The 10,801-nt window shown below is 39.6% G+C and carries 10 protein-coding genes; 6 read left to right on the top strand and 4 right to left on the bottom strand.

What is annotated here, in order from left to right; all coding sequences use genetic code 11:
• Nucleotides 1-163 precede the first annotated feature (163 nt).
• Together H5975_RS05700 and H5975_RS05695 are read left to right on the top strand one after the other, a co-directional pair.
• Nucleotides 164-1,258, top strand: a complete 1,095-nt coding sequence (locus H5975_RS05700) for an acyltransferase family protein (RefSeq protein WP_428832684.1) — start codon at nt 164-166, stop codon at nt 1,256-1,258.
• Nucleotides 1,259-1,263: 5 nt separating this feature from the next.
• The gene (locus H5975_RS05695; RefSeq protein ID WP_204785242.1) at nt 1,264-1,524 is read left to right on the top strand and encodes a hypothetical protein; all 261 of its coding nucleotides are present in this window, start codon (nt 1,264-1,266) and stop codon (nt 1,522-1,524) included.
• 106 nt (nt 1,525-1,630) lie between these two features.
• Here H5975_RS05695 and H5975_RS05690 read toward each other — a convergent pair whose 3' ends face one another.
• Both H5975_RS05690 and H5975_RS05685 read right to left on the bottom strand, forming a co-directional pair.
• Entirely contained in the window at nt 1,631-3,406 is a 1,776-nt protein-coding gene (locus tag H5975_RS05690) for a 1-deoxy-D-xylulose-5-phosphate synthase (protein WP_204785241.1), read from the bottom strand.
• Between the two features lie 78 nt (nt 3,407-3,484).
• Nucleotides 3,485-4,120, bottom strand: coding sequence for a pyridoxamine 5'-phosphate oxidase family protein (locus H5975_RS05685; RefSeq protein WP_204785240.1), 636 nt, complete (start codon nt 4,118-4,120; stop codon nt 3,485-3,487).
• A gap of 95 nt (nt 4,121-4,215) precedes the next feature.
• On the opposite strand from H5975_RS05685, the gene H5975_RS05680 reads away from it, so the two are divergent.
• A complete protein-coding gene (locus tag H5975_RS05680) occupies nt 4,216-5,457 on the top strand; it encodes a DUF2075 domain-containing protein (protein ID WP_204785239.1) in 1,242 nt (413 codons plus the stop codon).
• A gap of 5 nt (nt 5,458-5,462) precedes the next feature.
• Nucleotides 5,463-6,167 (top strand): TVP38/TMEM64 family protein, encoded by a 705-nt coding sequence (locus tag H5975_RS05675; RefSeq protein ID WP_204785238.1) that lies wholly within the window; start codon nt 5,463-5,465, stop codon nt 6,165-6,167.
• 53 nt (nt 6,168-6,220) lie between these two features.
• Here the strand turns inward: H5975_RS05675 and H5975_RS05670 are convergent, their stop codons facing one another.
• Nucleotides 6,221-6,778: an NAD(P)H-dependent oxidoreductase gene (locus H5975_RS05670; RefSeq protein WP_239473157.1), complete on the bottom strand. Its 558-nt coding sequence runs from the start codon at nt 6,776-6,778 to the stop codon at nt 6,221-6,223.
• Between the two features lie 143 nt (nt 6,779-6,921).
• On the opposite strand from H5975_RS05670, the gene H5975_RS05665 reads away from it, so the two are divergent.
• Entirely contained in the window at nt 6,922-8,442 is a 1,521-nt protein-coding gene (locus H5975_RS05665) for a LytTR family transcriptional regulator (RefSeq protein WP_204785237.1), read from the top strand.
• Nucleotides 8,442-8,894 carry a hypothetical protein gene (locus tag H5975_RS05660; RefSeq protein WP_204785236.1) on the top strand — a complete coding sequence of 151 codons (453 nt, stop codon included), beginning with the start codon at nt 8,442-8,444 and terminating at the stop codon, nt 8,892-8,894. The genes H5975_RS05665 and H5975_RS05660 overlap by 1 nt, the downstream gene beginning before the upstream one ends.
• A gap of 55 nt (nt 8,895-8,949) precedes the next feature.
• Here H5975_RS05660 and yjeM read toward each other — a convergent pair whose 3' ends face one another.
• On the bottom strand, nt 8,950-10,464 hold the full coding sequence (yjeM, locus tag H5975_RS05655) for a glutamate/gamma-aminobutyrate family transporter YjeM (protein WP_204785235.1): 1,515 nt from the start codon (nt 10,462-10,464) through the stop codon (nt 8,950-8,952).
• Between the last annotated feature and the right edge of the window lie 337 nt (nt 10,465-10,801).

Genomic DNA, 10,801 nt, shown 5'->3' with positions numbered 1-10,801 from the left:
GCCCATAAAGGTCCTTCTTTCTAATGGAATGTTGTGACGACACCATTAAAGACCTTTATGGGTTTTTCTGTCCACTAAAATGTTCAACTTAAATTTTACAATCTGCCATCTTCAAAAAGGATTAAACTATACTTATAAGCTTTGTTAAGAAAGAATGGCGATGATTTTGAATATCCAAGCTAGTCAGCATGCACATGCCGACATTGGGGATTATTTAAAAGTGTTTGCCTGTACTGCAGTCATGGGACAACCAATTCTTAGTCTGGTTATTCACGGGCAACCACCCCACATTCAAACTAATTTGGGTAGTGTTTACAACCTAATTAAATACACAGCTCCCGCGTTTATTTTTGGCATTTTGTATACAAATATGCGGCAACACAGCATTTTAGGGTATTTTGATAAACGAGCATATTATCGCAATATATTCCAATCATTATTTATTCCGACGATTCTTTGGACATTGGTTTATTTAGTATTCATGCCAGGCCTGCAACTGGATCACCCTTTTGACAATCCCGGTCAGTTCTGTTGGCAATTTATTAATGGTAATGCGGCACCGCACCTCTGGTACAATACGATGATGTTGCAATTTGCAATTTTGATGCCACTATTTTGGCTACTCCATAAATGGTTAGGACATACTCCTTGGAAAGGACGATTGACCTTAGTAATCACCATTTTGATTTATTTTAATTGGTTAGCCTTTTATGATACGTTTGTTTTTCACGGCCCTGAACAAAGAAATTGGTATCTGTTAGACCGGTTCTTTATTAGTTTTATCATCTATGCGGTTGGTGGCGTACTCGCCTGGAACTATCGTCGGCAATTCAACCACTGGTTACTGCGGTATTGGCCAATCGTCTTAGTGTTATTTGCAATTATGTTTGTTCAAACTAACCATGAACTGCGGAACTTCGGGTGGCCGGTTAATTTATACAATGCCACTTATTACAAACCATCCATGACAATTTACAATCTAATGGTAATTGGATTGGTAGCAACATTATCACTAAACAATCAGTTCCATCATTTCTATACTGTTCAACGATGGTTCCATATTTTAGCAGACCTTGCCTATCGTGCTTATCTAAGTAACGTTTTCTGGGAACAATTAATTTGGCGTTATGGCCAGTTATCCAAATATAATTTAGTTCATCCTTATCAAACGGTGCTGGTTTTATGGATTGGCACATGGTTGTTATCTTTCGGTGGAGCGTACATGATTCGCCGGCTGGCTTTATTTGTAAGGAGATGATTTTAATGAATCGAACATTTATGCTTGGTTATTTGCAAGGAGTAATTGAAGCGGCTCCAGCAGTTCTATCAGCTTCTAAGACGGATGAATTTGCGACTGCAATGGTTATTCAACACCTCCGTCATGCTGGAATCGATTCATTGGCTATCCATGACTTCTTAATTGATGATGCGCATTTAGATCCGCGGATGGTTTCACGTTATATGAATTTAAACGCGGACGAATTAGAGTCAGCTCAGGCCAATATTTTAAATCAGGCTCGGTAGAACTAAAAAAAAACGGCAGAAACGATTGTCAGTTAATGCCGCACTTATATTCAAAAAGCTGGATGAATTCCAAGATTGGATCTCATCCAGCTATTTATTTTATTATTTAAATTTGGTGTACAACTTTTTCAACATCATCAACGATTAATTCTGGCGTTAAATGATACCATTCTGCTAAGACATCATATGGCACATTGTCAGAAAATTCCCGTGGAGCACCAAAGTTCAAGACTTTCATCTCACTAGCACTGTAGTAACGGTCAATGGTTTCACCAAAACCACCAGACAAATTACCATCTTCTAAAGTTACCACAATATCATGATCTTCTTGCAAATGATGAAGATCACGCTGGTCAATGTTAGTAACAGACTTTGGATTAATTAACGTTGCATCAATATTTAGCTTTTTCTTCAGTTCTTGACGAACGTCTTCACCCAATTGCCAAAAACCACCAACAGCAAAGATTGCTACTTCACTACCTTGGTGAGCGATTTCGTAATCAATTGAACTGTAATCGTGTTGGGTGGCCGGACGGTGTAATAATTTCCGTTCTGGTTGACGAATTACTACTGGTGTGTCAGTTTGCTTAATAGCCCACCGTAACATTGAAATCATTTCTTCAACGCTAGTCGGTACCAAATATTCAATGTTTGGCAATGAACTAATGTATGAAATATCAAAAGTTCCTTGGTGAGTTGCGGACTCACTTGAGATGGTTCCGCCACGAACAATCATGACAATTGGAACGTCGTTTAACGCAACATCATGAATTAATTGGTCATACGCCCGTTGCAAGAAGGTACTGCTTTCAAATACAACTGGCCGGGCACCTTCTTGAGCCATTGCAACTGCTGATGTAACTGACATTTGTTCTGCAATGCCAACATCGAAATAACGGTCTGGATGGGCTTTTTCAAACCGTTTCAAATCAAACATTCCTGGAATAGCGGCGTTAATTGCTGCAATGTCTACTCCATCATCAACTTCCTTTAAGAGCTCATCAATGACGGCAGCACTGTAACTTTCTTTAGGAGTTGGGGTAGTACTTTCACCAGTCTGACCATTGAATGGTCCACGCCAGTGATATTCCATTTCGTTATCAATGGCAGGCTGGTATCCTGCACCCTTCAGCGTGTGCACATGAAGCACAATTGGGTGGTCAATATCCTTCACATATTTAAAGACGTTAATCATTGCTTCCAAATCATTACCATCAGGAACATAACGGTAATCTAGCCCCATGAACTTAAAAATGTTATTCGCAGATTTTCCTTCAGTGTCCCGGAGTTCTTTCAGTCCTTTGTAAAAACCACCCTGATTATGATCAATCGACATGTTGTTGTCGTTAACCACAATAATTAAATTGGAGTGCAGCTTGGCAGCATTATTTAACCCTTCAAATGCTAAACCGCCGCTTAATGAACCATCACCAATCACAGCTACAACATTTTCGTTACCCTTAGGATCTTTAAGGTCGCGCGCTTCTGCCATACCGACTGCTAAAGCAATGGAAGTTGACGTATGACCAACTTCGAAGAAATCGTGATCACTTTCTTCAGGTGAAGTAAAGCCTGAAACGCCTTCATAATGGTCAGGATCTAAGAAGCCCTGCTTACGACCAGTCAACATTTTGTGCGGGTATGATTGGTGAGAAACATCCCAAATCACCTTATCATGTGGTGAATTAAAAACGTAATGATAGGCTAACGTGGTTTCAACAATGCCTAAGTTAGGACCCACGTGACCACCGATTTTTTCATCACGTTCCAAAATTAACTGACGCATTTCATCAGCCAATTCATGCAATTGATCCAAGGACATGTGTTTTATATCCTGAGGTTCTTCTACTTCATTTAACAGATAATCTGGATGCAGATTCATTTACCCCACTCCTTCATCAAATCGTGAAATTACTTCTTCTATTTTACAACATCTTGCTTTGATCTGAAACCGTCTACACTATTTATTGTCATTAACAGAAGCACTGGCACCCGTATCAGCAGACGGATTATTCAACACCCTGCCCAATGTTCTCACGAGAATTTTACCGTCGCTATCATAACGATAACCGTCTGTTAATTGCTCTTTAATTCCCAGAGTACGTTGCCATTCAGGTGTTGGATGGTGAACTCTTGCAGAAAGATCTTGCACTTCAATCTTCCATACGGCCACATGCTCCAAATCATTAGCATGGATAATTGCTGGATTATCTCTGACATAGTGGTGAATAATTGCCTTGAGTGCTTCCAGCTTTTCTTGATTGTCTTGAATTTTGTGCACTTGCCCCTTGCCAATCACACTGCGATAAGATGGTCCAAACGCGCTAGCCTTAGGTGGAGTGTACGTTAATTCTTCATGTCCACCATCGGTTTCGAAACCAATCACCGTTTCTTGATCAAGTGCATGGGCCTTCTGACCGTCATCAGTTCCATGAATATATAGTGTGTATTTCCCTTTTGATTTCACATGGTAACCAAAGTTTACCGGTACAACATATGAAACGCCCTGGTCATCCGCTAATCCCAAATGAAGAATTTTACAGTGATCAAGTACCCAAGTAATTACCCCTTCATCAGTATAAGTATCTTTACGCATGATTAATGTCTCCCTATTTATAGTTATTATAACATTTGACGAGCACATCAAACACCAGTAGCATGGTATGTATCATGTTTTAGGAAAGTGAAATTATGAATAATAACGAAGCTACTGACAAATTATCGCCATTAAAACCGTTAACATCTGAACAACAGCAACTTGTTCACCAAGTTCTAGAATTTACCACCAACCACCTTAAGGAGCAGTCGACGCCTGCAATTTTCACCATTTTTGGTGATGCCGGGACAGGAAAGAGTGTGGTCCTTTCGCACTTATTTAATGAGATTCAAGCTGCTGCACGCGTTGACCCTGAAAGCCCCCTCTATAAAACTACCAATAAGTTTGTGGTTAACCATCCAGAAATTCTCAAGGTTTACCGCCAAATTGCGGGTGATCAGCCTCACCTGCTAAAGAAGGATTTTATGCGTCCTACTTCCCTAATTAACCAACTCGACAAAGCAAATCAAACAATTGACGTGGCAGTAATTGACGAGGCACACCTTCTACTATCTAAACCAGACCATTACAACAATTTCTATCATGATAACCAGTTAGTTGAAATTATTAAACGTTCCAAGGTCGTTATCATCGTCTTCGATCAATACCAGGTTCTAAGGATGAAGAGTTTATGGACTCCAGAACGACTACGTCAGATTACCAGCCTGTATCCACATGCTGAATATCATTTGAAACATCAATTTAGAATGACTGCTAGTGATGACCTAATACAGTGGATGAACGATTTGACTGATGGTGAAATCAAACCATTACCAGCGGATAGCCGCCAAAATTACGATTTTCGGGTTTACGATGATGCAGAAGAGATGCGTCAGGCAATTGTGCAACGTAATAAAGAAGTGGGCCTTTCACGGATTTTATCTACATCAGGCTATCCTTCAACGCTGGACGGCGGTAAACATTACATCAAAGAAGGTCGCTTCAAAATGCCTTGGGATCAATATAATTTCACGGTTACGCCATGGGCTGAAATTCATGAAACAATCAATGAGGTTGGTTCAATTTATACTTGTCAGGGTTTTGATCTCAACTATGCCGGAATTATAATCGGCCCGATTTTTAGTCAAAATCCAGCTAATAACCACTTACAAATCCACCTTGATAAATTTACGGACGTTGAAGCATTTAAAAAGCGCGCGGATTTGACTGATCCTAAAGAAATCAAGCGTCTTGAAGAGCGGATGTTATTAAATGCACTGAATGTCATTATGAAACGTGGTGTCCTGGGAACGTATCTTTATGCCCATGATTCTCGGTTGCGAGCGACCTTATTTCGGTTGTATCATGATTTAGTAAGTGTACAGAAAAGGAAATAAAGTAAATGAAGCAAAAAATTAAAAAGCATGCTCATTATATTAGTAAAACACCGCTGATCATCGTGGCAGTAATTTTAATTATCTTGGCTGCGTTAGTTATTTACCATGACTTTAAACCTGAACTTAATCTGGTTCTCCATTACAATCATGCCAATCAAACAAAATTATTGCATTTAATTCGTGCTCATTCATATCGTGATATGGGAATGTTAGTCATTATCATTGCAATGATGAACGCTATCCCAGGGCTCTCTAATTCAGTTATTTGTATTTTTGCCGGGATCTGTTATGGTCCAATTGTTGGATTAATGATTAACTGGTTTGGAAATATCACCGGAAATTGCTTAGTAGCAGGTTTAATTAGCCATATCCGCCTTACGGATAAGTTTAAGAATAGTAAATCTCTCAAACACATGACGAACGCTAAGCATCCGCTGATTGCACTGACCCTCGGTTATATGATCCCGATCATTCCGAGTGCATTAGTTAATTATGCAGTTGTTCAACTAGGTGTTACCCAGAAACGATTTCTTGTGATGGTAGCCTTAGGAATGTTACCAACTTCATTTCTATATGCATTTGGTGGTGATGCCATTATCAAGGGTGATCTCAAGCGAATTACCATTGCATTAGTAATTATTTTGGCTATTATTGTGATCTACAAAGTTATTGATGGCGTGGCCACCCATCATCAAGCACAGGAAAATTAGTATTAAATAAAGCTCACCTTATCAACGTCGATAAAGCGAGCTTTATTTAGTTATTATGCTTGGCTTTGACCATACCGTTCAGCGAGTTGTAACTCAGGTTGCTTTAAATATTGAACATATTCTTGAGCACGGTTGGCTAGCTCATCATCACTCATGTTGGATGCATTGTAGCTAATAAATGGTGTCATGAACTTCGTCTTAATTAAAACGCTTGTTGCTTGATATGGGCGTAATAAGTCCGGCATTGTATAGTGAACACGACCATCCTTTTGGTAAGCATCTTGATCAGCACCGGGACTGACTGCTAAGAGCCATTCATGGTCTAATAAGGCCTTTCCACCATTATATGCCCAGTTACCAGTGAAAACATCATCTTCATATTGCTTAACCAAAGCAGGACTGGAATACCAATAAACGGGGAATTGGAAGACGATTCGATCCGTATTTTCTAACACTTCACGTTCTTTTTCCACGTTAATTTTAAAGTCTGGATATAAAGCATACATATCACGAACTTCAAAGCCTGCTTCTTTAGCAGCGTTAGCAAGCGCCTTGTTAACACGTGATTGATCTAAATGTGGGTGAAACAGTAAAATCGTTGTTTTCATCATAAGCCTCCTACTTACTATTGATTAGTTTAAGTTTGAACTATTTGGTGGTAAATTTCAAGTTCATAGTGGCAACAAACGTTTGTTCTATTTATAGAAATTCGGTATAATATTAGTACTAATTCGTTTGCCAAAGGAGGATCAGCATGAGTTCGAAGACATTTTTAGCGATTGACTTAAAATCCTTCTATGCCTCTGCAGAATGTGTTGCCCAACACCTGAACCCGCTCAATGCTAATCTTGTTGTAGCAGATTCATCCCGTACGGATAAGACCATCTGTTTAGCAGTCTCCCCCGCTCTTAAAAAATTTGGCGTTCCGGGACGGCCACGGCTATTTGAAGTCTACCAAAAAGTAAACGAGATCAATCGCGAACGTGCTAAACACGCTACTTGCCATCATCTTTCTAAACGTTCTTCCATTTATCGGGGTAAACTGTTAAAGTCCCCCAATTTAAAATTGACCTTTAAGATTGCTAAGCCCCGCATGGACTACTACATGCACGTTTCAGCAAAAATCTATGAAATCTACTTACGATATATTAAGCCGCAAAACATCCATGTCTATTCAATTGACGAGGTCTTTATGGATGTTACCGAGTATATCAATGAACATGACGTTTCTGCGCATGATTTAGCAAAAACCATTATTCAGCAAATTCAAGCAGAAACTGGAATTACCGCAACTGCAGGAATCGGCACTAACCTCTACCTGGCTAAAGTCGCCATGGACATTGTGGCGAAGCGCATTCCTGGTGATAAAGATGGTGTCAGAATTGCCCAAATGAATGAAATGCAGTATCGAAAGTACCTATGGGCCCATACTCCCCTGACTGATTTTTGGCGATTAGGCAAAGGTTACGCTAAACGTCTGAACAAATTAGGGCTATCAACAATGGGCGATATTGCAAGATGCTCATTGGGTAAATTATCTGATCCAATGAACGAAGAAGTTCTCTATCGAGAATTTGGAAAAAATGCAGAATTACTAATTGACCATGCTTGGGGGTACGAATCAGCAACTATTCAAGACATCAAGTCATATACTAACGATGAGCACGGCATTTATTCTGGTCAGGTGTTAATGCGACCATATAAAGCAAAGGAAGCTAAAGTCGTGGTTGGTGGAATGGCGGATAGCCTGGCGCTGACCCTTGTAAAGCGCGGGATGATGACGGATGAATTGGGAATTATGATCGATTATGATGTCGCCAGTTTAACCTACGACAACAATTATAGCGGCCCAATTAGTGAAGATTTTTATGGTCGGAAAACTCCTAAACATGATCATGCAAAATACAGGTTACGCACGCTAACTGACTCCTCCCAAGAACTGCGTGAATTATATGAGGCGCTTTATAGTAAGACCGTTAATCAGCATCTGCTTATTCGGAAACTCACGTTAATTGCTCATCACCTGACGCCCGTTAAAGTTGCTGAACAGCAAACTCGCTATGAGCAAACGGACTTATTTTCTAATGTTGATCAAGCTGTTCATGAAGATAAGGTCGCTCAAGCTAAGCGTGACCAGGATCACAAGATTCAGCAATTAATTCTGCAACTCCAGAAGAATACGGGTGATAAAAATGTTATTATGCATGGCTCGGATTTACTACCTGAGTCTACTACCCGTGAACGTAATAATCAGATTGGGGGTCACCATATTTAATGGATCATGAAAAGGAAATCATTGAAAACCACTTGTTTTCAGATACATCACGATATCAAGATATTATGGATCTTCCGCGCCACGTTTCAAAGGCTCACCTGCCAATGAGCAGACATGATCGTGCAGGACAATTTGCTCCCTTTTCTGCACTGACGGGATACCACCAATTAATTGATAAGACTGCTGAACGTTATCAAAACAAGCAATATCTTAGCAAAGAGCAGTCTATTCAAATTCATGGAACGCTAGAACGTTTGAATGGACAAAGCTCAGTGGAGATCAACTATTTTCATAGTAATTCAGGATACTATGAAACGATCACAGTATCTTTTATGAAAGTTGACTGGCAACGCGGCCGTGCTAAGTTTAGCGACGCAGTCGATCCTCAAAAAAATTATTCCATTCCGATTGCAAATATTCGCAGTATCCGTAACTTACCTTCAAAGAAGTAAACTAAAAAGCCTGGTCGAAATCGGCCAGGCTTTTTGTGAAGCAATTTTTTAATTATTAATCTTTGTTAATTATATTAGTATTCTCAACGTGGTGCTTCTTAGCTTCGTGGTTGTAGAAGATCAAAGCAACAAGCCCGAAGAATACAGGACCAAAGATTGTCCAGAATGCTGTTTGGTAGTCCCCTTCAAGAATTGGGTTCAAGCAGGTAAAGATAATACCGAAGGCCACAACACAGAAGACAAAGATAGAAACAGCAGTTGCTGAAGCTTGAGTCTTAAAGAATACGAATGGACGCTTAATTCCAGTACGCTTCTTAAAGAATGGGAAGGCTCCAACGATGAACAGGTATGGTGCTGATGAAGCAACGTTAGCCATGTTGGTCAAGATTTGGTAGAACTTTTGTGCACCTGCTCCACCGAAGGAAATGGCGAAGATCAGGATAGCAATGAACCAGAATTGAACCCACATAGCAAATGATGGCATCCCATACTTGTTAAGCTTAGTCATCTTAGCAGGCCATAAGCGCTTGTCAGAACCAAGAACTAAGGCCTTTAATGGTGAGTAAACCATAACAAAGAATGAACCAACGTAAGCACAGAACATACCTAAACCAGCAAACCGGGTTAAGAAGCTACCGATTGCCAATGAAGCACCATGGGATAAGCCAAGAGCATCACCCATAACAACACCGGCATTGTTCATCAGAACATATGTAATGTTCCCTAAGGTAACATTCTTACCACTCAATACTTGTTGCCAGTTTGTGCAGACACCCCAGAAGAAGATCATCAAAGAGTAAAGAATCGTAATGACGATCATGGAAATAACCATCCCTTTAGGGAATGTCTTAGCAGGATCTTTCATGGAGTCAGTCAAAGTACCAACTGATTCAATCCCACCATAAGCAAAGATAGCGTAAACAACAAATGAAAGCAAAGCAATTGGGCTTTGGAAGTTAGGGTTTGGTGAAACGAAGAAACTCCGAATACCATGAATTGGTTGTAAGGTCATACCCTTTTGTGCAATCCAAATAACAATTGCAACAACAACGAAGATGACACTCATGATAGAAACCATTGTTCCACCAAGTGAACCAACTTTTTGAATCTTATCAACCCCGTGGCTGGCAGTAAATGTACATACAACCATCCATAAGATAGCTAAAATACCAACAAATTGGGTTGAAGTAAGTCCAAAGAATGCCCAGGTGGTCGTCTTGTCTGATCCGAAAATCAAAGAAGACATTGGAATCCAAATCTTAGAAGAAGTGGACACCATCCAGATTAACCAGTTAGCTAACCAAATGAAAGTACCAATAAAGGCAAAACGTTCGCTAACGGAAAATTCCAACCAGGAGAAAATTCCCCCTTCAGCATTTGGCATTGCTGAACCATATTCAGCAATCATTAATGCAGCTGGCAGGAAGAAGAAGATCGCAGCAATAATATACCAAAAAATGGAAGCATAACCCATTTGGTAGTAGGCAACTGGTCCGTTGGCAAACCCGAACACGGTCGTAAAGACCATCAGGACCAAACTGGCCAGGCCAATTTGTTTTTTGTTTGACATTATTTTTCGCTCCTCTATAAATAAAAATAAAATGTCTATAAATGCTTCAATACTATTATACGACTGATTTTAATAAGTGTCGTTATATATTCGTAAAAAAACGTCTTTTTGGCAATTATTCGTCTTTTTTTGAATAAAAATAACGCTGAAAGCGATTACTAAGTTAATAATTATAAGTGAATATATGCATTTAAAGGTGAATATTCTTTTTTGCTCGTTCTATTTAATATGGCAGATTGTAAAATTTAAGTTGAACATTTTAGTGGACAGAAAAACCCATAAAGGTCTTTAATGGTGTCGTCACAACATTCCATTAGAAAGAAGGACCTTTATGGGC

The organism is Limosilactobacillus coleohominis (assembly GCF_016901675.1).
In the GTDB taxonomy this organism is placed as follows: domain Bacteria; phylum Bacillota; class Bacilli; order Lactobacillales; family Lactobacillaceae; genus Limosilactobacillus; species Limosilactobacillus intestinavium.
Note: the sequence above shows the minus strand (reverse complement) of the source record. Positions and strands in the feature narration are given on the sequence as shown.

Excerpts from the sequence above, each read along its gene's own strand:
- H5975_RS05695 (WP_204785242.1), top strand. The coding sequence starts at position 1,264 with ATGAATCGAACATTTATGCTTGGTTATTTGCAAGGAGTAATTGAAGCG.
- H5975_RS05690 (WP_204785241.1), bottom strand. The coding sequence starts at position 3,406 with ATGAATCTGCATCCAGATTATCTGTTAAATGAAGTAGAAGAACCTCAG.
- H5975_RS05685 (WP_204785240.1), bottom strand. The coding sequence starts at position 4,120 with ATGCGTAAAGATACTTATACTGATGAAGGGGTAATTACTTGGGTACTT.
- H5975_RS05680 (WP_204785239.1), top strand. The coding sequence starts at position 4,216 with ATGAATAATAACGAAGCTACTGACAAATTATCGCCATTAAAACCGTTA.
- H5975_RS05675 (WP_204785238.1), top strand. The coding sequence starts at position 5,463 with ATGAAGCAAAAAATTAAAAAGCATGCTCATTATATTAGTAAAACACCG.
- H5975_RS05670 (WP_239473157.1), bottom strand. The coding sequence starts at position 6,778 with ATGATGAAAACAACGATTTTACTGTTTCACCCACATTTAGATCAATCA.
- H5975_RS05665 (WP_204785237.1), top strand. The coding sequence starts at position 6,922 with ATGAGTTCGAAGACATTTTTAGCGATTGACTTAAAATCCTTCTATGCC.
- H5975_RS05660 (WP_204785236.1), top strand. The coding sequence starts at position 8,442 with ATGGATCATGAAAAGGAAATCATTGAAAACCACTTGTTTTCAGATACA.
- yjeM (WP_204785235.1), bottom strand. The coding sequence starts at position 10,464 with ATGTCAAACAAAAAACAAATTGGCCTGGCCAGTTTGGTCCTGATGGTC.